Annotated in this window: 19 protein-coding genes; 11 read left to right on the top strand and 8 right to left on the bottom strand. The window is 67.6% G+C overall.

The features are described 5' to 3' along the window. Positions 1 to 10 precede the first annotated feature (10 nt). Together HWX36_RS27350 and HWX36_RS27345 are read left to right on the top strand one after the other, a co-directional pair. Positions 11 to 694 carry a DJ-1/PfpI family protein gene (locus HWX36_RS27350; protein WP_175956430.1) on the top strand — a complete coding sequence of 228 codons (684 nt, stop codon included), beginning with the start codon at positions 11 to 13 and terminating at the stop codon, positions 692 to 694. 75 nt (positions 695 to 769) lie between these two features. Next, on the top strand, positions 770 to 1,081 hold the full coding sequence (locus HWX36_RS27345) for a cupin domain-containing protein (RefSeq protein ID WP_089456869.1): 312 nt from the start codon (positions 770 to 772) through the stop codon (positions 1,079 to 1,081). 58 nt (positions 1,082 to 1,139) lie between these two features. Here the strand turns inward: HWX36_RS27345 and HWX36_RS27340 are convergent, their stop codons facing one another. Together HWX36_RS27340 and HWX36_RS27335 are read right to left on the bottom strand one after the other, a co-directional pair. After that, entirely contained in the window at positions 1,140 to 1,424 is a 285-nt protein-coding gene (locus HWX36_RS27340; RefSeq protein ID WP_048242675.1) for a PAAR domain-containing protein, read from the bottom strand. Positions 1,425 to 1,579: 155 nt separating this feature from the next. Then, on the bottom strand, positions 1,580 to 1,972 hold the full coding sequence (locus HWX36_RS27335) for an MAPEG family protein (RefSeq protein WP_175956428.1): 393 nt from the start codon (positions 1,970 to 1,972) through the stop codon (positions 1,580 to 1,582). Positions 1,973 to 2,392: 420 nt separating this feature from the next. Between HWX36_RS27335 and HWX36_RS27330 the strand changes: the two genes are divergently transcribed. Beyond that, the gene (locus HWX36_RS27330; RefSeq protein ID WP_175956426.1) at positions 2,393 to 5,494 is read left to right on the top strand and encodes a transglycosylase domain-containing protein; all 3,102 of its coding nucleotides are present in this window, start codon (positions 2,393 to 2,395) and stop codon (positions 5,492 to 5,494) included. A gap of 49 nt (positions 5,495 to 5,543) precedes the next feature. Here the strand turns inward: HWX36_RS27330 and HWX36_RS27325 are convergent, their stop codons facing one another. After that, the gene (locus HWX36_RS27325) at positions 5,544 to 6,227 is read right to left on the bottom strand and encodes an FCD domain-containing protein (protein ID WP_175956521.1); all 684 of its coding nucleotides are present in this window, start codon (positions 6,225 to 6,227) and stop codon (positions 5,544 to 5,546) included. A gap of 163 nt (positions 6,228 to 6,390) precedes the next feature. Between HWX36_RS27325 and dgoD the strand changes: the two genes are divergently transcribed. Next, on the top strand, positions 6,391 to 7,539 hold the full coding sequence (dgoD, locus tag HWX36_RS27320) for a galactonate dehydratase (protein WP_021160175.1): 1,149 nt from the start codon (positions 6,391 to 6,393) through the stop codon (positions 7,537 to 7,539). Positions 7,540 to 7,680: 141 nt separating this feature from the next. Here the strand turns inward: dgoD and HWX36_RS27315 are convergent, their stop codons facing one another. Continuing rightward, positions 7,681 to 8,613: a CopD family protein gene (locus HWX36_RS27315; protein WP_175956420.1), complete on the bottom strand. Its 933-nt coding sequence runs from the start codon at positions 8,611 to 8,613 to the stop codon at positions 7,681 to 7,683. Positions 8,614 to 8,992: 379 nt separating this feature from the next. Here HWX36_RS27315 and HWX36_RS27310 point away from each other — a divergent pair, with 379 nt between their 5' ends. The 3 genes from HWX36_RS27310 to HWX36_RS27300 all read left to right on the top strand — a co-directional run bounded on the left by HWX36_RS27310 (position 8,993) and on the right by HWX36_RS27300 (position 12,675). Then, positions 8,993 to 9,757: a c-type cytochrome gene (locus HWX36_RS27310; RefSeq protein WP_175956418.1), complete on the top strand. Its 765-nt coding sequence runs from the start codon at positions 8,993 to 8,995 to the stop codon at positions 9,755 to 9,757. A 19-nt stretch (positions 9,758 to 9,776) separates the two neighbouring features. After that, positions 9,777 to 11,075 (top strand): cytochrome c, encoded by a 1,299-nt coding sequence (locus HWX36_RS27305; protein WP_175956416.1) that lies wholly within the window; start codon positions 9,777 to 9,779, stop codon positions 11,073 to 11,075. Positions 11,076 to 11,202: 127 nt separating this feature from the next. Beyond that, positions 11,203 to 12,675, top strand: a complete 1,473-nt coding sequence (locus HWX36_RS27300) for a DEAD/DEAH box helicase (protein WP_175956414.1) — start codon at positions 11,203 to 11,205, stop codon at positions 12,673 to 12,675. Here HWX36_RS27300 and HWX36_RS27295 read toward each other — a convergent pair. The 3 genes from HWX36_RS27295 to HWX36_RS27285 all read right to left on the bottom strand — a co-directional run bounded on the left by HWX36_RS27295 (position 12,669) and on the right by HWX36_RS27285 (position 16,041). Then, positions 12,669 to 13,175: a hypothetical protein gene (locus HWX36_RS27295; RefSeq protein ID WP_175956405.1), complete on the bottom strand. Its 507-nt coding sequence runs from the start codon at positions 13,173 to 13,175 to the stop codon at positions 12,669 to 12,671. The two genes, HWX36_RS27300 and HWX36_RS27295, sit on opposite strands and share 7 nt — an antisense overlap. 70 nt (positions 13,176 to 13,245) lie before the next feature. After that, positions 13,246 to 14,073: a ferritin-like domain-containing protein gene (locus HWX36_RS27290; RefSeq protein WP_011353107.1), complete on the bottom strand. Its 828-nt coding sequence runs from the start codon at positions 14,071 to 14,073 to the stop codon at positions 13,246 to 13,248. A 327-nt stretch (positions 14,074 to 14,400) separates the two neighbouring features. Further along, positions 14,401 to 16,041, bottom strand: coding sequence for a gamma-glutamyltransferase family protein (locus HWX36_RS27285; RefSeq protein ID WP_175956403.1), 1,641 nt, complete (start codon positions 16,039 to 16,041; stop codon positions 14,401 to 14,403). Positions 16,042 to 16,263: 222 nt separating this feature from the next. On the opposite strand from HWX36_RS27285, the gene HWX36_RS27280 reads away from it, so the two are divergent. Both HWX36_RS27280 and HWX36_RS27275 read left to right on the top strand, forming a co-directional pair. Next, complete coding sequence (locus tag HWX36_RS27280; protein WP_006493999.1) at positions 16,264 to 17,043, top strand: DeoR/GlpR family DNA-binding transcription regulator; 780 nt, start codon at positions 16,264 to 16,266, stop codon at positions 17,041 to 17,043. A 303-nt stretch (positions 17,044 to 17,346) separates the two neighbouring features. Further along, entirely contained in the window at positions 17,347 to 17,544 is a 198-nt protein-coding gene (locus HWX36_RS27275) for a hypothetical protein (RefSeq protein WP_006751304.1), read from the top strand. Between the two features lie 93 nt (positions 17,545 to 17,637). Here HWX36_RS27275 and HWX36_RS27270 read toward each other — a convergent pair whose 3' ends face one another. After that, positions 17,638 to 18,006: a hypothetical protein gene (locus HWX36_RS27270; protein ID WP_175956402.1), complete on the bottom strand. Its 369-nt coding sequence runs from the start codon at positions 18,004 to 18,006 to the stop codon at positions 17,638 to 17,640. A gap of 162 nt (positions 18,007 to 18,168) precedes the next feature. On the opposite strand from HWX36_RS27270, the gene glpD reads away from it, so the two are divergent. Both glpD and glpK read left to right on the top strand, forming a co-directional pair. After that, positions 18,169 to 19,692 carry a glycerol-3-phosphate dehydrogenase gene (gene glpD, locus HWX36_RS27265; protein WP_175956399.1) on the top strand — a complete coding sequence of 508 codons (1,524 nt, stop codon included), beginning with the start codon at positions 18,169 to 18,171 and terminating at the stop codon, positions 19,690 to 19,692. A gap of 106 nt (positions 19,693 to 19,798) precedes the next feature. After that, positions 19,799 to 21,301 carry a glycerol kinase GlpK gene (glpK, locus tag HWX36_RS27260; protein WP_175956397.1) on the top strand — a complete coding sequence of 501 codons (1,503 nt, stop codon included), beginning with the start codon at positions 19,799 to 19,801 and terminating at the stop codon, positions 21,299 to 21,301. Positions 21,302 to 21,323: the final 22 nt, after the last annotated feature.

The raw sequence follows: 21,323 nt of genomic DNA, 5'->3' as shown, positions 1-21,323 counted from the left end.
GAGTCTTCGCATGACCCTGCATATCGGCTTTCTCGTGTTTCCGGGCGTCCAGCAACTCGATCTCACCGGCCCGCACGACGTGCTCGCGTCGCTGCCCGACGCAACCGTTCATCTGGTCTGGAAGTCGCGCGACACCGTCGCATCGAGCAGCGGGCTCGCGCTCGCGCCGACCTGCACGTTCGACGACTGCCCGCCGCTCGACGTGATCTGCATTCCGGGCGGGATCGGGATCAACGAGTTGCTGCTCGATGCCGAAACGATCGCGTTCGTGCAGCAGCGCGCGGCCGCCGCGCGCTACGTGACGTCGGTCTGCACGGGTGCGCTGCTGCTGGGCGTTGCCGGCCTGCTGCGCGGGCGGCGCGCGACGACGCACTGGGCGTTCCACTCGCTGCTCGAACCGCTCGGCGCGGTGCCGGTGCACGAGCGCGTGGTGCGCGACGGCAACCTGATCACGGGCGGCGGCGTCACGGCCGGCATCGACTTCGCATTGACGATCGCCGCGGAGCTGGCCGGCGAAGAAGCAGCGCAGGCAATCCAGCTGCAGCTCGAATACGCACCCGCACCGCCGTTCGACGCCGGTTCGCCCGACACGGCACCGGCAGCGATCGTGAAGCGCGTCACCGAACGGTCGGCGGCCGGCTTCGCAAAGCGCAAGGCGACGATCGAGCAGGCGCTGCGCGCGATGTCGCGCTGAATGCGGACACCGGAAAATCGACTGGAAGACTTGAAGACGGGAAGACGACGCGCATCCGCGCCGGAGAACACATCGATGAACATCATCCGCAGCGCCGCGTTCACCGCGGACCGCGCGTGGGGCGCGCTCGACATCGCGAACCTGAACGGCATCACGGTCCGCCTGCACTGGACCGACCAGCCGTATCGGTGGCACGTGAACGACGGCGAGGAAGTGTTCGCGGTGCTCGACGGTCGCGTCGAGATGCGCTATCGCGAAGCAGGCGCCGAGCACGCGACGGTGCTCGAAACGGGTGACGTGTTCCACGCGTCGGCCGGCACCGAGCACGTCGCGCATCCGCTCGGGGAAGCCCGCATCCTCGTGATCGAAACCGAAGGCAGCGTCTGACGGCCGGCGGCCGGGTGTCGATGCCGCGCGGGTGGCAACCGCCTCCGCGCGGCGGGTTTCATCCGGTAATCGTCCCGGTGGCCTGCGACGCGATCAGCTTCGGCTGCGGCGTGCACAGGCATTGGCACAGGTCGTGTTCGAGCGCGACGACCTTGCCCATCACGGTCATCGTCCGCTCGCCGCCGTCGGACACGATCACGCCCGGCGACTTGCAGGCGGCGCAGAACACCGGTGCGCCGAGATAGGCGAGTTCGCGTCCGTCGAACGACGAATTGGCGATCCCTTCGAGCACGACGCCGCCGTGGTCGGTCGTGTCGCCCTTCAGAATGAATTTGCGGCTCATGTTGTCGGTTCTTCCCTCGGAAATGCCGTGCAACGCGGCAGCGCGCAGGCAGTCGGAATCCGCCCGTCGGTCGCGGGCGTCCCGCGAGCATATCACCGCCCGCCGCAGCCGCCCCCGGATCAGGACGCGTGCCGCATGCCGACGCGTGCCGCCGTTCAGACGAACAACGCGATACACAGCGCAGCGCCGCACAGATACGTGCCGAGCGCGCCGACGAAACGCACGGGATTCGGGCTGGCCATCGTCGGCCACGCGAGCAAGCCGATCACGAGCAGGCAACGGCACGCGGTCGCCGCGACGATCAGCGCCAGGATTGCGCCCGATGGATCGTGCGTGCCGAAGTAGAGAAACAGCACCGCGAGAAACGGCGCGTATTCGGCCGTGTTGCCGTGCGCGCGCACGATCTTGTGCAACCCGTTCGTCGGATCGGGCGCACACCCGGAACCGGTGGTGCACCGGAAGCGCGTGATGGAGACGACGAGCCCGAGCCCGAACAGCAGCAGCCCAAGGATGGCCGTACAAGCGAGCGCGACGGGGTGGATCGGCATGGGACTCCCGGCAAAAGCGGAAAAGCGCGGCACATCCGGCGATCGTACCCGTGGCCGACACGCGCGGCCATCACGGAAACCCGCAGCAGCATCGCTCGCCGGACACAGTTTTACGGTCGGGTTCCGATCCTAATTGTCGCTGCGCCGCCCGGCACGAAACCGGTGCATTGCCCGCCTGCCCGGCCGTTCGGGCTTGCCCGCCGACACACCCGCCCGCCGGGTGCCCCGGCACGACACGCGCAAACGTTACGCTGCGACGGCATGCACCACCGCAACGCAACGCGGGTTACAGCGCGCCGCGGGCACGCCCGTTGCGTCGACGCATCTCGGTAGTGAACGCCCTTGGCAGCCCGCTGCGGAGGACTACACTAATCCTTAATGGGGTGCGGCCGGAGCCCGCGCCTTCAGGGAGACGCCGCCATGAATCGGCCGCTGAATCGTATCCTGCCGCGCGTGACCGGTCCCGCATCGGTCTGGACGTGGGTCAAGTGGTCTTTGCTGGCCGCGCTGCTGATCGCCGTGGCGATCGTTGCGCGACTCGTGCAGAGCGAGATCGAAACGTCCCGGCTGCAGGCGCGCTACCTGTCCGAGCTCACCCGCGACGTCGGCTACACAGTCGAGACGGGCCCGAGCGATCACATCCGCTTTCCCGCGAACGGCCCGTACGACCAGCGCCTCGGCTACGCGATGATTCCGGCGTTCCAGGAGCGGCTGCTCGCGCGCGGCTTCGTCGTCGGCAAGCAGGCGCGCGATTCGCAGCGAATGCTGTCGCTCGGCGATCGCGGGCTGTTCCTCCCGTTCGACGAGAAGGACCAGGCGGGCCTGATGCTGTTCGACTCGACCGGCGCGCCGCTGTTCGCGACCGTGTTCCCGCAGCGCATCTATGCCGACTTCGACATGGTGCCGCGCGTGGTCACCGATTCGCTGCTGTTCATCGAGGATCGCTACCTGCTCGACGCGAACGAGCCGAACCGCAACCCGGCGATCGACTGGGGGCGTTTCAGCCGCGCGCTGGCCGACCAGGCGCTGCACGTCGTCAACCGCCATCAGGCGCGCCCGGGCGGCAGCACGCTCGCGACGCAGATCGAGAAGTTCCGCCATTCGCCCGAGGGCCGCACCGCGACGCCGCCCGAGAAGCTGCGGCAGATCGCGTCCGCGTCGGTGCGCGCGTACCTGAACGGTCCGCAGACGATGCTCGCGCGCCGCACCATCGTCGTGCGCTACCTGAACTCGGTACCGCTCGCCGCGCGGCCGCATATCGGCGAAATCACCGGCATCGGCGACGGTCTCGCCGCGTGGTACGGCCGCGACTTCGACGAAGCGAACCGGATCCTGTCCGCGCCGACGACCGGCGACAACGTCGACGAACAGGGCAAGACGTTCCGCGAAGTGCTGTCGCTGATCATTGCGCAGCGCGCGCCGTCGTACTTCCTCAACCGCGGCTATCCGGCGCTGCAGAAGCTGACCGACAGCTACCTGCGGCTGCTGTCCAACGGCGGCGTGATCTCGCCCGCGCTGCGCGACGCCGCGCTTGACGCGCAGATCGAACGCAGCGCGCCGCCGGCCGCCGCGCACGTCCGGTCGTTCGTGTCGCGCAAGGCCGTGACGTCCGCTCGCGCGTCGCTGCTGTCGGCGCTCGGCATCAGCGACCTGTACCAGCTCGACCAGTTCGACCTGCAGGCGACCAGCACGCTCGACAACGGCGTGCAGCAGGCGGTCGCCGAACGGCTCGCCCAGGCGTCGACGCGCGCCGGCGCGCAGGCAGCCGGCCTGTACGGTTTCGAGATGCTCGCGCCGAAGGACGACCCGTCGCACCTCACGTACAGCTTCACGCTGTACGAACACCGCAACGGCGCAAACCTGCTGCGCGTGCAGACCGACAGCGTGAACGAGCCGTTCGACGTCAATCGCGGCGGCCGCATCAACCTCGGCTCGACCGCGAAACTGCGTACGCTGATCACCTATCTGCAGATCGTGTCCGACCTGCATGCGCGTTACGCGAACCTGTCGAACACGGAACTGGCCCGCGTGAAGCCCGACCCGATCGACGGGCTGTCGCACTGGGCGCTCGACTACCTGTCGCATACGCGCGACCGCTCGCTGCAGGCGATGCTCGACGCGGCCGTCGAACGCAAGTATTCGGCAAGCCCCGACGTGTTCTACACGGGCGGCGGCGCGCAGGTATTCTCGAACTTCGAGAAGTCGGACAACGGCCGCATCATGACGCTGCACACGGCGTTCGAGCACTCGGTGAACCTCGTGTTCGTGCGGCTGATGCGCGACATCGTCCACTACGAGATGTTGCAGGCGGCCGGCCCGTCGTCGTCGTGGCTCGGCGATCCCGAGCAGCGCGAGCACTACCTGCGGCAGTTCGTCGACGGCGAAAGCCAGGTCTACGTGAAGCGCTACTACACGCGCTATGCGGGCAAGGCGCCCGATGATGCGCTCGCGCTGCTGCTGAAGGACGTGCGCAAGTCGCCGCCGAAGATCGCGACGGTGCTGCGCAGCGTCGCGCCGAACGAATCGCTCGCGTGGTTCGACACGCAGATGCGCGTGCAACTGAAGGGCACGCCCGCCGCGACGCTGTCCGACGACGACCTCGCCAGGCTTTACGCGAAGTACGCGATCGACCGCTTCAACCTCAACGATCGCGGCTACATCGCGAGCGTGCATCCGCTCGCGCTGTGGACCCTCAACTACCTGCGCGCGCACCCGGCGGCGTCGCTCGCCGACGTCCAGCGCGACAGCCGCGATGCGCGTTTCTACACGTACTCGTGGCTGTACAAGACGCGCTACCACGCGACCCAGGACCGCCGCATCCGCCGCATGGTCGAGCTGCGCGCATACGCGGAAATCACGAAGTCGTGGCGCGCGCTCGGCTATCCGTTCGCGGAAGTCACGCCGTCGTACGCGGCCGCGATTGGCGCATCGGGCGACCAGCCCGACGCACTCGCGAAACTGATCGGCCTGATCGCAAACGGCGGCCAGAAAGCGCCGACCGAGACGATCACGCGACTCGACTTCGCGAAGGGCACGCCGTACGAAACGCGCTTCGTGCGCGCGGCCGCGCAGCCGCAGCCGATGCTGTCGCCGGAGATCGTCAACGTGGCGCACACGCTGCTGCGCGACGTCGTGCTCAACGGCACCGCGCGCCGCTTAGCGGGCGGCTTCACGCTGCCCGACGGCAAGACGCTCGACGTGTACGGCAAGACGGGGACCGGCGACCAGCGCTTCAACGTCTATGCGCGCGGCGCGCGGCTGATCGAATCGCGCAAGGTGAACCGCAGCGGCACCTTCGTGTTCGTGCTCGGCGATCGCTTCTTCGGGGTCCTGACCGCAACGGCGCACGAGCCGTATGCGGCGCGCTACGACTTCACGAGCGCGATGGCCGTGCAGTTGCTGAAGTCGATGGCCCCGGCGCTCGCGCCGCTGATCGAACGCCCGGCCGGCACGCGCACCGCGGGCCCCGCCCCGCAGGCGGATACGCCCGCGCCGGGCGCCGCTGCCGCGCAACCGTCCTGACGGCCGCGCGTCGGGGCCCTGCCCAAACCAGGGAAAACGCCCCTCCCCGTCAGGACATCTCGATCCGTGCGCGCGTCACCGCGAGCAGCGCCGCCATCGCGCGGCGCGCACCCTCCTCGTCGCGCACGCGGATCGCGTCGCTGACGGCCGTGTGCTCGGCGAGCGACGCGTTATACACGTCCGCGCGGCGTGCATTCAGATGCAGTTGCGCCTCGAGCGTGCGATCGATCAGCGTGCCGAACGGCACCAGCAACTCGTTGCCGCCGGCCTCGAGCACGCCAAGGTGAAAACGCAGGTCGGCGCGCACCCATTCGTCGACGTTGCGCGCGGCGGCCATCGCACGCGCCGCGTCGTCGATTGCGTCGAACGTGTCCGGCGTATGCATGCGCGCGGCAAGCGCGGCCGCGTACGGCTCGACCATCTCGCGCATCTCCTGCAGCTTCAGCGCGAACGCGAGCGGCGGCGCGACACGCGCGTACCAGTCGAGCAGGTCGGCATCGAGCAGGTTCCATACGCCGCGCGGCCGCACGCGCGTGCCGATCTTCGGCCGCGACTCGACGAGCCCCTTCGACGTGAGCGTACGCAGCGCCTCGCGCATCACCGTGCGGCTCACGCCGTACATCTCCATCAGGTCGGGCTCCCTCGGCAGCAGCGACTCGGGCGGGTAGTCGCCGCGCAGGATCGCCGTGGCGAGCCGGAAGGCCGTCTGTCCATGCAGGTCGCGTCGAATGATCGTTCTCCGTTATGCCGGCCCCCGGGCGTGCCGGCTGCCCACTATCTGCACAATAGTGCTATTAATACTATTTTTTATCGGGCTGCGCTAGGATAACCGCGAAAGCACGCGACCGTGCGACGCGCCCGAGCGCCCGCGCCGGTCAACCCTGGAGACCCGCATCGTGAAAATCACCCGCCTCGAAACCTTCGTCGTCCCGCCGCGCTGGCTGTTCCTCAAGATCGAAACCGACGAGGGCATCGTCGGCTGGGGCGAACCGGTCGTCGAAGGCCGCGCACACACGGTCGAGGCCGCCGTGCAGGAACTGGCCGACTACCTCGTCGGCCGCGATCCGCTGCTGATCGAGGATCACTGGCAGGTGATGTACCGTGCGGGCTTCTACCGCGGCGGCCCGATCATGATGAGCGCGATCGCGGGCGTCGACCAGGCGCTGTGGGACATCAAGGGCAAGCATCACGGTGTGCCCGTGCACGCGCTGCTCGGCGGCCAGGTGCGCGATCGCATCAAGGTGTATTCGTGGATCGGCGGCGACCGGCCGAGCGACGTCGCGAACAATGCGCGCGCGGTGGTCGAGCGCGGCTTCAAGGCCGTGAAGATGAACGGCTCCGAGGAGCTGCAGATCGTCGATACCTACGACAAGGTCGAGCAGGTGATCGCGAACGTCGCGGCGGTGCGCGACGCAGTCGGCCCGCACGTCGGGATCGGCGTCGACTTCCACGGCCGCGTGCACAAGCCGATGGCGAAGGTGCTCGCGAAGGAGCTCGACCCGTACAAGCTGATGTTCATCGAGGAGCCGGTGCTGTCGGAAAACGCCGAGGCGCTGCGCGACATCGTCAACCAGACCAACACGCCGATCGCGCTCGGCGAGCGGCTCTACTCGCGCTGGGATTTCAAGCACATCCTTGCAGGCGGCTACGTCGACATCATCCAGCCCGACGCGTCGCACGCGGGCGGCATCACCGAGTGCCGCAAGATCGCGACGCTCGCGGAGAGCTACGACGTCGCGCTCGCGCTGCACTGCCCGCTCGGCCCGATCGCGCTCGCCGCGTGCCTGCAGCTCGACGCGGTCAGCTACAACGCGTTCATCCAGGAGCAGAGCCTCGGCATCCACTACAACCAGGGCAACGACCTGCTCGACTATCTGCGCAACCCCGAGGTGTTCCGCTACGAGGACGGCTTCGTCGCGATCCCGCAGGGCCCGGGGCTCGGCATCGACGTGAACGAGGAGAAGGTGCGCGAGATGGCGAAGACGGGGCACCGCTGGCGCAACCCGGTGTGGCGTCACGCGGACGGCAGCGTCGCCGAGTGGTGAACGCGACGCGCGGCGCGCGCGGCACGTATCGATTCGAGAACGGCTGCCCGACGGGCAGCCGTTTTTACATGCGCAGTGCGATATCCGGCACGTGCCGGGTGCGGGACGGCGGCCTTGCGCCGCGCCGCACGAGCCCTGCCGTCAGCCGAGGGCCGCGAACCCCGGCACGCTGAACGACAGCACGGCGGACGCGACGAACACGCCGATCATCGTCAGCGCTTCGAGATGCAGGATGTTGCGGAACGTGTGTGCATCCTCGGTCGATGCGGTGCGGCGCAGGCGCGGCAGCGCCGCGAAGCGGTTCAGGCCGCCGAGCACGAGCGCGAGCGCGACGAGCAGCAGCTTCAGCAGCAACACGCGCCCCCATGTGCTGCCGTCGAGCGGCGCGAGCGAACCGCCGAGCCCGCGGATCGCGTTGAGCGCGCCGGTGCCGAGCACGAAGACGACCGCAATGATCGACGTACGCGACAGGTGCTGGCCGATGCGGATCAGCGCACCACGCGCGACCGACGCACCGAGCGCCGGCAGCACCGCGAGCCCGCCCGCGAGCACGAGACCGCCCCACACGGCCGTCGCGAGCAGGTGCAGCGTCTGCACGCCGACCGCTGCGGACAGCGCACCCGTATCGGCCGCGTGGCCGAGCGACGCCTTGCCGGCCGCGACCACGATCACCGCGAGCCACAGCACCGCGTGTGCAACCGGGCCCTCCGGCTTCGCCAGCGAGACGATCGCGAGCACCACGGCGCCGGCGAACGCGACGCTCCACGCGAAGCCCGTATGCGTCTGCGTCAGCACGACGGGAATCGCGGCGAACGCGCCGCCGAGCCCCGCCCCGCTCATCGTCGCGGCCTGGTAGACGAGCCAGCCGAGATCCGCGAGCACCAGCGCCAGCGCCGCCGCGACCAGCGAATGTTGCGCGCGCAGCCACGCGGGATGCGACGGCGCGACGACCGGACGTGCACCGTCCTTGCCGAGCCATGCCTTGAGCATCGCCGAGCCGACCGCCATCGCGAACGCGGCGTCCATCAGCGCCGCGAGCGCGACCTGACCGATCCACAAGCTGTCGAACTTCATCGCGCACACCCTCCCGAAAGCGGCAGGCCGACGGAGCGGCGGCAACGGGACGGACAGCGTGAGGAAGGCAACGGCACGGTAGAAAACGTCATCGATGAATCCGGAAACGGGAGAAATGACTGGACCTGCGGCGGAGGCGGCGCCGCGCGACCCGCGAGTGTACGGTCTTCGATGGTGAAAACGCACGCCGGTTCACACGGTCGCGTCGCAATGCGCGTCAAATTGTCGCAAGTCGCAAACGGACAGGAACCGATGTCCTTTTGCCAAATAGCCGTCATTACCCATCGATGATAGAATGCCGCGTCGCAGCAGCCCGGCTGCCCTGCCGTCATGCGCCGAGCCGATCGTAGCCCGGACAACAGGTCCCCGTCGAATAAACATGGAGTCTCGTGTGTCTTCAAGACGCCTCTTCCGTCCGCTGCTCGCCGTTCTGATGTTCGGCGGCGCGGGCCTTATGAGCGCTGCCCAAGCGCAGACCAAGCCCACGGAGCAAGCGCACGCCCAGCAGGCGCCGCTCAAGGCACCCGATACCATGGCCGAGCGCGTGCGCGGCTGTACGGCCTGCCACGGCGTCCATGGCCAGGGCACGGACAACGACTACTTCCCGCGTCTTGCCGGCAAACCGGCCGAGTACCTGTACAACCAGCTCGTCAACTTCCGTGACGGCCGGCGCAAGTACCCGCCGATGAACTACCTGCTCACGTACCTGAACGACGATTACCTGAAGGAAATCGCCGAGCACTTCTCGGCCGAACGTCCGCCGTACCCGACGCCGGCGAAGCCGACGCTGCCGGCCGCGACGCTCGCACGCGGCAAGCAGCTCGTCACGCAAGGCGACCCGTCCCGCAAGCTGCCGGCCTGCGTGGCCTGCCACGGCGCAGGGCTGACCGGCATGCAGCCGGCGATCCCGGGTCTCGTCGGCCTGCACGCCGATTACCTGAGCGCGCAGCTCGGCGCGTGGCGCTCGGGCAACCGCCATGCGAAGGCGCCCGATTGCATGCACGACATCGCGTCGAAGCTTTCCGACGAAGACGTGACGGCCGTGACCGCATGGCTCGCCGCGCAACCGGCGCCCGCCAACCCCGTGCCGGCTCCGGCGCGTTCGATGAAGACTCCGCTCGCCTGCGGCAGCGAACCGCAATAAGGCAAGGGAGACAGACACAATGAAACGCAAGTCCCTGTTTGCACTCTCGGCCGTCGCGATCGTCGCGGCTGCCGCCCTCGTGCCGGTCCTGTGGCCGGGCAACGACACGCTGCACGGCGCCTCCGCCGTGGCGGCCACGCCGGCCGACCAGGCCGCGCTGATCAAGAAGGGCGAATACCTCGCGCGCGTCGGCGACTGTATCGCGTGCCACACCGTGCGCGGCGGCAAGCCGTTCGCGGGCGGCCTGCCGATGGCGACGCCGTTCGGCACGATGTACACGCCGAACATCACGCCGGACGACCAGGACGGCATCGGCAAGTGGACGTCGGACGACTTCTACCGCGCGATGCACACGGGTCGCTCGAAGGACGGCAGCCTGCTCTACCCGGGCTTCCCGTTCGCGAGCTACACGAAGGTCACCCGTGCGGATTCCGACGCGATCTACGCCTACCTGCGCTCGGTCGCGCCGGTGTCGGTGCCGAGCCGTCCGCATGAACTGAAGTTCCCGTTCAACAACCGCAACCTGCTGATCGGCTGGCGCACGCTGTTTTTCAAGGAAGGCGAGTACAAGCCGGATCCGACCAAGTCGGTCGAATGGAACCGCGGTGCCTACCTCGTCGAAGGCCTCGGCCACTGCTCGATGTGCCACACGTCGATCAACATGATGGGCGGCCCGGTGAACTCGTCGGCGTTCGCCGGCGGCCTGATCCCGCTGCAGAACTGGTACGCGCCGTCGCTGACGAACGACAAGGAACTCGGCCTCGGCGACTGGCACGTGCAGGAGCTGTCCGACCTGCTGCAGGCCGGCGTGTCGCAGAAGGGCGCGGTGTTCGGCCCGATGGCAGACGTGGTTCACAACAGCCTGCAGTACATGACCGACGAAGATACGCGCGCGATGTCGACGTACCTGAAGTCGATCCCGCAGAAGGCTGAAGCGCCGAAGAACATGCAGTACGAGCCGTCGAAGCAGTTCGGCAATGCGCTGTTCGAGCAAGGCAAGAAGATCTACGCCGACAACTGCGCGACCTGCCACGCCGCAACCGGTGCGGGCAAGCCGCCGGCGTATCCGCCGCTCGCGGGCAACCACTCGATCGTGATGGAATCGGCGGTCAACCCGATCCGCATGGTGCTGAATGGTGGCTATCCGCCGAGCACGTTCAAGAATCCACGTCCGTACGGGATGCCGCCGTTCGCACAGTCGCTGTCGAACCAGGAAGTCGCAGCCGTAGTAACGTATATCCGGATGTCGTGGGGCAACAACGGTACGCCGATCTCGCCGCAACAGGTGAGCGACCTGCGTTCCGCGCCGCTTGACTAAATAACGCGTGATGCAAACGGGGCGCGGCTGCGGGAAACCGCAGCCGCGCCCCTTTGCTTTTTGCGACGCCAGTCCCCGCGCGGGCCGCGCGAGGTGTCGCCGATCATAAAACTCAAGAGTGGTATCTATGTCTTTCGAATCTCTCGGCCTGGCCGAACCGCTTGTCAAGGCGGTCAATGAGCTCGGCTATACGTCGCCGACTCCGATCCAGCAGCAGGCGATCCCTGCAGTCCTCGGCGGCGGCGACCTGCTCGCCGGCGCACAAACGGGCACCGGCAAGACCGCCGGCTTCACGCTGCCGATCCTGCAACGCCTGCATACTTTTTACGCAGAGCATCGCGGCGCGAAGCGCGCGGTGCGCGCGCTGATCCTCACGCCGACGCGCGAACTCGCCGCCCAGGTCGAGGAAAGCGTGCGTGCGTACAGCAAGTACGTGAAGCTGCGCTCCACCGTGATGTTCGGCGGCGTCAGCATCAATCCGCAGATCGATGCGCTCAAGCGCGGTGTCGACATCGTCGTCGCGACGCCGGGCCGCCTGCTCGATCACATGCAGCAGAAGACGATCGACCTGTCGGACCTCGACATCCTCGTGCTCGACGAAGCCGACCGGATGCTCGACATGGGCTTCATCCACGACATCAAGCGCGTGCTCGCGAAGCTGCCGCCGCAGCGCCAGAACCTGCTGTTCTCGGCCACCTTCTCCGACGAGATCAAGGCGCTCGCCGACAGCCTGCTCGACTCGCCCGCGCTGATCGAGGTCGCACGCCGCAACACGACCGCCGAAAGCGTCGCGCAGAAGATCCACCCGGTCGACCGCGACCGCAAGCGCGAACTGCTCACGCACCTGATCCGCGAACACAACTGGTTCCAGGTGCTCGTGTTCACGCGCACGAAGCACGGCGCGAACCGGCTTGCCGAGCAGCTGACGAAGGACGGCATCAGCGCGATGGCGATCCACGGCAACAAGAGCCAGTCGGCCCGCACGCGCGCGCTGGCGGAGTTCAAGAACAGCACGCTGCAGGTGCTCGTCGCGACCGATATCGCCGCGCGCGGAATCGACATCGACCAGTTGCCGCACGTCGTCAACTTCGACCTGCCGAACGTGCCGGAAGACTACGTGCACCGGATCGGCCGCACGGGCCGCGCGGGCGCGACCGGCGAAGCCGTGTCGCTCGTGTGCGTCGACGAAAAGCAGTTGCTGCGCGATATCGAGCGGCTGATCAAGCGCGAGATTCCGCAGGAAGTGATCGCGGGCTTCGAACCCGATCCGAACGCGAAGCCGGAGCCGATCCAGCAGCGCCGCGGGCAGCAGCAGCCGCGCGGCGGCGGCGGTGGCGGCGGTGGCGGCGGCAATCGCCAGCCGCGCGCAGGCGGCTCAGGCCAGCCGGCCGCGAAACGCGACGGCAACGCGCAACCGAAGGCGTCTCAACCGAAGGCATCGCAGCAGAAGGCGGCGAAGCCGCGCACGCAGGGGCAAGGCGGCGCCGGCGGCAGCGGCGGGCGTCCGGCTGGCGGCGGCAACAGCGCACGCCCGGCAAACGGCAACGCCGCGCACGCGAACCGCAACCGTTCGTCGCGCAGCGGCCAGCGCGGTCACTGAAGCCGCGCGGCTGCGCGCCGCAGGTGCTCGACCTGGCGTTGCCAGCGCGCGAGCACCGCGGCGCGCTCCCCCTCCAGCGTGAACGTGACCCCGGTCGCGAGACGCGCATAGCCCACCCGCTGCGCATCGCCGTGCGCGATCGTCGCAGCGAATCCGGCCAGTCCGCCGAAGTCTCCTTCGAGCGGCTCCATCCTCAATTGCGCCTGAAGGAACGCGCCGTCCGCGACGAGCGTCAACGCGGCCGTACGCCGTTGCGCAATCGCGCGCGCCGCGCGCGATTGCGGCCAGAGCGCCAGCAGCAGCGTGCGCGCATCGTGTGCATAGATTTCGCCGACGCCGAGCAGCGTCGTGCGCAACTGGCCGTCGTCGGTCGCGACGATCAGCGATGCGGCGAAGTCGGCATGACGCTCGAGCGCAGTGCCGTCGAACAACGCAACGACGGCCGGCGGCCACGCATCGAACGTCCATTGTTCGAGCGCGTGGCGATGGGTATCGGTCATGATGGCGGGGCCCCGGTGGTGAGCGGATGAAAAAGCCGCAGCATACGCGCGACGGGCCGCGCCGCGGCGGTCAGCGCAGGAACACGTGCCGCGTGATCTTCGTGAGCGGATAGTGGACGCCCGGCTGGATCTTCGCGGGCAGGTCGAGCGGCTTGAGCAGCATCTTCACGCACATGTCGGCCGACAGGTTGCGCCGCACCAGCGTGCTGATGCGCGCGGCGCGCTCACGGTTGTACTGGCTGTCGCCGACACGATCCGGATAGCGGACCGCGAACACGTGGCGCAGCGCGATCTCGGAATCCTCGTTCTTGATTTCCATCACGCGGCGCGCCAGCGCGCCGAGCACCGCGAGCCGGCCATTGCCTTCGAGCTGGTTGTACTTCTTGAAGAACTTGAAGAAGTGCTTGTAGTGGCGCACTTCGTCCGTGCGGATGTTGTCGGTGATTTCCTTCAGCACGGGCTCGTCCGAGCACTCGTTGATCGCGCGATAGAGCGTGGCCGTGCCCGTCTCGACGACGCAGCGCGCGACCATCTCGAGCGCGCGGGTCTTCTCGAACGCCTCGACCTTGCAGGTCTTCGAATACTCGGCGAAGAAATTCGCGAACGCGGTATCCCAGTCGAACTCCGGCCACACGTGCGCGATGTACGCCTTCAGCGCGCGCCCGTGCTGCAATTCTTCGTGCTCCCATGCATTGTTGAGCCATGCGGAGACTTCCGGATCGTCGTTGAAGAACTGGCTCAGATTGCTCGTGTAGAGATCCGAGCCGCTTTCGATGAACGACGACGCGCACAGCAGCAGCAACAGATCCTCGTTCGCGGCGGCACGCTGACGATCGATCCGGTTCAGGTCGATGTCCTCGATTCGCCACGGCATCACATGCGTCGTTTTGGTGTCCATGGTAGTGCGCTCCCAGTCGTCGCGCGGGGGCCGGCCCATGCCTTCGGCACAGGCGCCAAACGCCCCGCAGGCGGCGCTTTACTTGCGTTTATAGTGGATTGGTCCGGCCGAACCATGCTGGCATCTTAGCCGGACTTTGACGTTCGTGCTCCAGAGCACTGACCATACCCGACAAGCGCAGTTCCTCGGCGTCTGTTGCCGTTCGTTAGACGAGTCCTTCAAACCGCTTGCGCCCGCCCGGCGATACGGGCTGCCGCAAACGCAACGGGCGGCCATTCGGCCGCCCGCGAAGCGCACGAAATGCCGGCGAAAGCCGGCTGCAATCCGTCAGAAACCGGCCGCGAGACCGTCACGCCGGCTGTCGCTCGCGGCCACGTAGCCGCGCTCGCGATCGTCGCGGTCGAGACGCCAGATGAACTGCCCCGAACCGAAATCCATGTAAGGATCGTCGATCGACTTGATCGTATGGCCGCGCGCGGCCAGCGCATCGACGGTCGCGCGATTCATGGTTGCCTCGACGTCGAGGGTGAAGTCGCGGTTGACCTTCCAGCGCGGCGCATCGCAGGCCGCCTGCGGTTGCTGCCCGTAGCCGAGCATCCGCACGACAGTCTGCAAGTGCCCTTGCGGCTGCATGTCGCCGCCCATCACGCCGAAGCTCATCACGGCCTCGGTGCGGCCATCGACCTCCTCCGTGACGAACGCCGGGATGATCGTGTGGAACGGCCGCTTGCCGCCTGCGACGACGTTCGGCGAGGCCGGATCCATCGAAAAGCCGTGCCCGCGGTTCTGCAGCGCGATGCCGGTGCCGGGCACGACGAGCCCCGAACCGAAGCCCATGTAGTTCGACTGGATGAAGCTCACCATCATCCCGCGCTCGTCGGCCGCCGACAGGTAGACCGTGCCGCCCGAATGCGGCCGGCCGGCGCCGAAATGCGTCGCACGCGCGGGATCGATCAGCTTCGCGCGTTCGGCGAGATACGCATCGTCGAGCATCTGTTCGGGCGTGACTTCCATCGCGCGCGGATCGGCGACGTAGCGATAGACATCGGCGAACGCGAGCTTCATCGCCTCGATCTGCAGATGCTGCGAGTCGGCCGAGTCGACTGGCCATTCGGTCACGCCCGCGTGCTCGGCGATCCCGAGAGCGATCAGCGCGGCGATACCCTGCCCGTTCGGCGGAATCTCGTGGATCGTGTGACGGCCGAAGCGCTTGCCGATCGGCTCGACCCATTCGGGCCGGTACGCATGCAGGTCGGCTGCGGTCAGCGCGCCGCCGCCTTCGCGGGAGAACGCGGCGATGCGCTCGGCGAGCGCACCTTCGTAGAACGCGCGCGCACCTTCCTTCTGCAGCGTGCGCAACGTCTGCGCATGGCCCGGCAGGCACATGCACTCGCCCACCTGCGGTGCGCGGCCGTGCGGCATGAAGGTGTCCGCGAAACCCGGCAGCCCCTCGAGTTCCGGCACCGCGGCCGCCCACTTGTGCGCGACGATCGGCGGCACCGCATAGCCGCGCTCCGCGATCTCGATCGCCGGTTCGAGCAGGTCCGCGAACGGCAGCGACCCGAACTTCGCATGCAGCGCTTCCCAGCCCGCGATCACGCCCGGCACGGTGACGGTGTCCCAGCCGCGCGTCGGCTTGTTCGCGATGCCGTTGGCCGCCTCGCCGTGGCGCTTGCGGAAATAGTCGACGCTCCATGCGGCCGGCGCGACGCCCGACGCGTTCAGCCCGGACAGCCGCTCGCCGTCCCACACGAGCGCGAACGCGTCGCCGCCGAGCCCGCATGACACGGGCTCGACGACCGTGATCGCGGCGGCGGCGGCCAGCGCCGCGTCGACCGCGTTGCCGCCCTTCCACAGCATCCGCAGCCCGGCCTGCGCGGCGAGCGGGTGCGACGTCGACACGACGTTGCGCGCGAACACCGGAATGCGGGTCGTCGGATACGGGTTGTGCCAGTTGAAGCCAGTCATCGATGCCACCTCGTCGAAAGCTGAATGAACGCGCCGGACGCGCGCCCGCGTGCGCGGGCAAGCCGTCATTGCAGCGCGATCGGCGCAATCGCACAAATTCATTTATCACATGAATCAATGCCATTTCCGCATGAATAACGGGCGACCCTGCGGGCCGGGACGGCCTAACGCCATTGCCGCCCTTACAATACCCGCTCCGTCTCACGACACGACCATCGAGCCATGACCCGAGATCCCCGCCTCACCCTCAACGCGCGCCAGCAGGAATTGCTCGAATGGGTGCAGCGCGACGGCTTCGTGACCGTCGACGATCTCGCCGCACACTTCGCGGTGACGCCGCAGACGATCCGCCGCGACGTGAACTGGCTCGCCGACCTGAACCTGCTGCGCCGCTACCACGGCGGCGCCAGCCTGCCGACCAGCTCGGAGAACGTGTCGTACACGGCACGCCAGCGGATGTTCCATGACGAGAAACGGCGCATCGCGGCGCTCGCGGCATCGCACATTCCCGACCAGGCTTCGCTGTTCATCAACCTCGGCACGACCACCGAGGAAGTCGCGCGTGCGCTGAACCGCCACCACGGGCTGCACGTGATCACGAACAACCTGAACGTCGCGTCGATGATGAGCGGCTACCCCGACTGCGAGGTGCTGATCACGGGCGGCATCGTGCGGCCGTGGGACAAGGGCATCGTAGGCGAACTCGCGATCGACTTCATCCGCCAGTTCAAGGTCGACTACGCGATCATCGGCACGTCGGCGATCGAGGCCGACGGCACGCTGCGCGACTTCGATACGCGCGAGGTGCGCGTGGCCGAGGCGATCATGCAGCATGCGCGCACCGTCTATCTCGTGACCGACCATTCGAAGGTCGGCCGCCCCGCGCTGGTGCGTCAGGGCCACCTGAGCCAGGTGCACGCGCTGTTCACCGACAAGCCGCTGCCGCCCGAGATGGCCGACACCGTGGCGGCCGCCGGCACCCAGGTGTACGTCGCGGAGTGACGGCGCCGATGCTGCGCCGCACCCTGAACTTCAAGTGAAATCAAGAAGTTGGCGTCGCGAGCAAACCGCTTGCACGCGGCCCGGCTGTCAAAGGGAAAATTAACGGGGCACGATTTGTCGTTGCCTGCTTGCTCGACTAGACTCCAGTTCCCCGGCCCATTCGACCGTTCCGCCTGTGCCAGGGCGCGGACGAATGGCATGGCCGGCGAATGCAGCTTTTCCCCCCAAGCCATACCCCGATGGGTATCGCGCGCCGGCTTTCGCGCCGGCCGCGCGGGCTGACTGGTCGCCATGGAGAGAACGATGCTGAGTCCGCATGAATTCGCCACGCTATTGCTTGTGAAGGACGCTCCCGATCAAACCAACATGGATCGGGACGAAATCGACGCACTGCTCGAACAGCAGCTCGTTCGTCTGGAAGGACTCGGGTCGGGGCGCAAATACTGCGTGACCGAAACCGGCGACGCCGCGCTGCGATCCATCAAATACCGCTATTCGTAAAAAGCCACACCGCTCGTAACCTGACCGCGCCGCCCGGATTCCGGGCCGCGCGGCCATTCCTGTTTCCCGCTCGCCGCCCCGCCGCAGCCTGCTTCAGCCGCCGCGCAGCGTCGGATCGACCGCCGCCCGCCAGCTGATCGCCTGCGCGCGCGCACCGTTGAAATACGCGACCCAGCCGGCGCGCGTCGCCGCGCCAGGCGCCGCATAGTGCGTCGAAAGTTCGTTTACGAACGCACAATAGTTCGCTTCGGTCAGCCCGCGATACCGTTTCGCCACGTACGCGTCGACCAGCGTCGAGTAGACCGGCTGCGCGTCCGCGCCCCAGTCGCGTGCCGTGCCGCCGCACGACGTCTGCAGGTCGACGAACGACGGCGTGCGCCAGTTGCCGACGAGCGGCGGCATGCCGGCGCTGCACCCCGCCAGAAGGACGGCGCACACGCCGGCCCACATCCCTATACGCATGATTCACCTCGTGAAACGGTCGATTCCGCCAGTATCGTCCGGGATCGCGCCGCGCGCTACTGGCCCCGCTTTTTCGAACTTTACTTTTTCGATTTCGTTCGTTAAATTTCGAATTCGAACATTTTCTGTTCAACTATTTCCCTCAGACGATAAGGACAGCAGGTGACCCAACCGAATCGCTACGATCTGCTCGTCGTCGGCGGCGGCATCAACGGCGCGGGCATCGCGCGAGATGCGGCCGGCCGCGGCCTGTCGGTCATGCTCTGCGAGCAGGACGATCTCGCGTCGCACACGTCGTCGTCCAGCACGAAGCTGATTCACGGCGGCCTGCGCTACCTCGAGTACAACGAGTTCGGGCTCGTGCGCAAGGCGCTGCAGGAGCGCGAGACGCTGCTGCGCGCGGCGCCGCACATCATGTGGCCGCTGCGCTTCGTGATGCCGCACATGCCGAACCTGCGTCCGGCCTGGCTGATCCGCATCGGCCTGTTCCTTTACGATCACCTCGCGAAACGCGAACTGCTGCCCGGCTCGCGCGGCATCGACATGCACCGCCATGCGGCCGGCGCGCCGCTGATCGATTCGATCAAGCGCGGCTTCGTCTATTCGGACGGCTGGGTCGACGACGCGCGCCTCGTCGTGCTGAACGCGATGGATGCGAAGGAGCGTGGCGCGGAGATCCTGACGCGCACGAAGCTCGTCAGTGCCGAACGTCGCGGCGACGAATGGGAAGCGCGACTGCAGCACGCCGACGGCTCGATCCGCGTCGTGCATGCACGCGCGATCGCGAACGCGGCCGGCCCGTGGGTCGGCGAAGTGCTGAAAGGCGCGCTCGGCCGCGGCGCGCACCACAGCGTGCGGCTCGTGAAGGGCAGCCACATCATCACGCGCCGGCTGTTCGATCACGACCACGCATACATCTTCCAGAACCCGGACAAGCGGATCATCTTCGCGATTCCGTACGAGCACGATTTCACGCTGATCGGCACGACCGACGTCGAATACACGAGCGATCCCGCGAAGGTCGCGATCGATCGCGACGAGACGCAGTACCTGTGCGACTCGATCAACCGCTACTTCAAGCGCAAGATCTCGCCGGCCGACGTGCACTGGACCTACTCGGGCGTGCGCCCGCTGCTGGAAGACGAGAACGCCGCGAACGCATCGGCCGTCACGCGCGATTACCGCCTCGAGCTGGACGACGGCGCGGGCGCCCCGCTGCTGTCGGTGTTCGGCGGCAAGATCACGACGTTCCGCAAGCTCGCGGAAGAAGCCGGCGACATGCTGTGCCGCGCACTCGGCCGCGACGCGAAGACCTGGACGGCCGGCGTCCCGCTGCCGGGCGGCGACATCGCGAACGCGAAGTTCGACGCATTCGCCGATACGTTCGCCAAACGCCACGCGTGGCTGCCCGCCCCGCTCGCCCGCCGCTATGCGCGTGCATACGGCACGCGCGCGGAGCGCGTGATCGACGACGCGAAGTCGCTTGCCGATCTCGGCACCGAAATCGCACCGGGCATCTACGACGCCGAACTGCGCTACCTGCGCGACGCCGAGTGGGCGACCCGCGCGCAGGACGTGCTGTGGCGCCGCTCGAAGCTCGGCCTGCACGTGGCGCCCGGCACGCTCGACGCGGTGACCGCCGCGGTCGACGCGTGGTTCGCCGCCGCGCACGCGCCGCAGGCCTGATCGGAATGCAGTTGCAGTTGCCGTACCGACGTTGACTCACCGACGCGCCGCCCCACATGCGGCGCGCATCACAACTAAGCCAAATCCACGGATGGAGATGAGAGACATGCAGGATCAGTACATCCTCGCGCTTGACCAGGGCACCACGAGTTCCCGCGCGATGCTGTTCGATCGCCAGGGCAATATCGTTTCGATCGCCCAGAAGGAATTCGAGCAGATCTACCCGCAACCCGGCTGGGTCGAGCATGACCCTCAGGAAATCTGGTCGACGCAAGCCGGCGTCGCCGCCGAAGCGGTCACGCGCACGGGCCTGAACGGCACGTCGATCGCGGCGATCGGCATCACCAACCAGCGTGAAACGACGATCGTCTGGGACCGCGAGACGGGCCAGCCCGTCTACAACGCGATCGTCTGGCAGGATCGCCGCACGGCCGACTTCTGCGATTCGCTGAAAGCACAGGGCCTCGAGGCGAAGGTGCGCGCGAAGACCGGCCTGCCGATCGATTCGTACTTCTCAGGGACCAAGATCCGCTGGATTCTCGACAACGTGCCCGGCGCACGCGAGAAGGCCCGGCAGGGCAAGCTCGCGTTCGGCACCGTCGACAGCTGGCTCGTGTGGAACTTCACGAAGCACGAACTGCACGTGACCGACGTGACGAACGCGTCGCGCACGATGCTGTTCAACATCCACACGCGCGAGTGGGACAACGAACTGCTCGAGCTGCTCGACATCCCGCGCAGCATGCTGCCGGAAGTGAAGGCATCGTCGGAAATCTACGGCCATACGAAGACCACCGTGTTCGCGTCGAAGATCCCGCTCGCGGGCATCGCGGGCGACCAGCAGGCGGCGCTGTTCGGCCAGATGTGCACGCAGTCCGGCATGGTGAAGAACACCTACGGCACCGGCTGCTTCCTGATGATGAACACCGGCGACAAGCCGATCGAATCGAAGAACAACCTCGTGACGACGATCGCCTGGCAGATCGGCGACAACGTGCAGTACGCGCTGGAAGGCAGCATCTTCATCGCGGGCGCGGTGGTGCAGTGGCTGCGCGACGGCGTCGGCATCATCAAGTCGGCCGCTGAAATCGAGGCGCTCGCCGCGAGCGTGCCGCACACCGACGGCGTCTACCTGGTGCCCGCCTTCGCCGGCCTCGGCGCACCGCACTGGAACCCGCGGGCGCGCGGCTCGGTGTTCGGCGTCACGCGCGGCACGACCTCCGCACACCTCGCGCGCGCGGCGCTCGATTCGATCGCGTACCAGTCGCTCGACGTGCTGGCCGCGATGGAAGCCGATTCGGGCATCAGCATCGGCGAGCTGCGTGTCGACGGCGGCGCGAGCGCGAACGACCTGCTGATGCAGTTCCAGGCGGACCTGCTCAGCGTCGACGCGGTGCGCCCGCAGATCACCGAGACGACCGCGCTCGGCGCGGCCTACCTCGCGGGCCTCGCGATCGGCTACTGGAAGAACCTCGACGAAGTGCGCGACCAGTGGCAGCTCGATCGCCGCTTCTCGCCGTCGATGCCGAAGGAGCAGGTCGAACGCTGCATGTCGGGCTGGCAGCGAGCGGTGCGCGCCGCGAAGGCATGGGCCGACGACGCCCAGTAACCCCGAGACTTCCAGACGAAAT

The sequence above is a fragment of the Burkholderia sp. BCC0405 genome (assembly GCF_902833075.1).
In the GTDB taxonomy this organism is placed as follows: domain Bacteria; phylum Pseudomonadota; class Gammaproteobacteria; order Burkholderiales; family Burkholderiaceae; genus Burkholderia.
The sequence above is the reverse complement of the archived record's forward strand: the minus strand, read 5'-3'. Positions and strand labels throughout refer to the sequence as shown.

Coding starts and splice junctions, on each gene's coding strand:
- HWX36_RS27310 (WP_175956418.1), top strand. CDS start 8,993: ATGGAGTCTCGTGTGTCTTCAAGACGCCTCTTCCGTCCGCTGCTCGCC.
- HWX36_RS27345 (WP_089456869.1), top strand. CDS start 770: ATGAACATCATCCGCAGCGCCGCGTTCACCGCGGACCGCGCGTGGGGC.
- HWX36_RS27295 (WP_175956405.1), bottom strand. CDS start 13,175: ATGACCGATACCCATCGCCACGCGCTCGAACAATGGACGTTCGATGCG.
- HWX36_RS27280 (WP_006493999.1), top strand. CDS start 16,264: ATGACCCGAGATCCCCGCCTCACCCTCAACGCGCGCCAGCAGGAATTG.
- HWX36_RS27270 (WP_175956402.1), bottom strand. CDS start 18,006: ATGCGTATAGGGATGTGGGCCGGCGTGTGCGCCGTCCTTCTGGCGGGG.
- HWX36_RS27300 (WP_175956414.1), top strand. CDS start 11,203: ATGTCTTTCGAATCTCTCGGCCTGGCCGAACCGCTTGTCAAGGCGGTC.
- HWX36_RS27350 (WP_175956430.1), top strand. CDS start 11: ATGACCCTGCATATCGGCTTTCTCGTGTTTCCGGGCGTCCAGCAACTC.
- HWX36_RS27335 (WP_175956428.1), bottom strand. CDS start 1,972: ATGCCGATCCACCCCGTCGCGCTCGCTTGTACGGCCATCCTTGGGCTG.
- HWX36_RS27315 (WP_175956420.1), bottom strand. CDS start 8,613: ATGAAGTTCGACAGCTTGTGGATCGGTCAGGTCGCGCTCGCGGCGCTG.
- HWX36_RS27290 (WP_011353107.1), bottom strand. CDS start 14,073: ATGGACACCAAAACGACGCATGTGATGCCGTGGCGAATCGAGGACATC.
- HWX36_RS27275 (WP_006751304.1), top strand. CDS start 17,347: ATGCTGAGTCCGCATGAATTCGCCACGCTATTGCTTGTGAAGGACGCT.
- HWX36_RS27285 (WP_175956403.1), bottom strand. CDS start 16,041: ATGACTGGCTTCAACTGGCACAACCCGTATCCGACGACCCGCATTCCG.
- HWX36_RS27330 (WP_175956426.1), top strand. CDS start 2,393: ATGAATCGGCCGCTGAATCGTATCCTGCCGCGCGTGACCGGTCCCGCA.
- glpK (WP_175956397.1), top strand. CDS start 19,799: ATGCAGGATCAGTACATCCTCGCGCTTGACCAGGGCACCACGAGTTCC.
- HWX36_RS27340 (WP_048242675.1), bottom strand. CDS start 1,424: ATGAGCCGCAAATTCATTCTGAAGGGCGACACGACCGACCACGGCGGC.
- HWX36_RS27305 (WP_175956416.1), top strand. CDS start 9,777: ATGAAACGCAAGTCCCTGTTTGCACTCTCGGCCGTCGCGATCGTCGCG.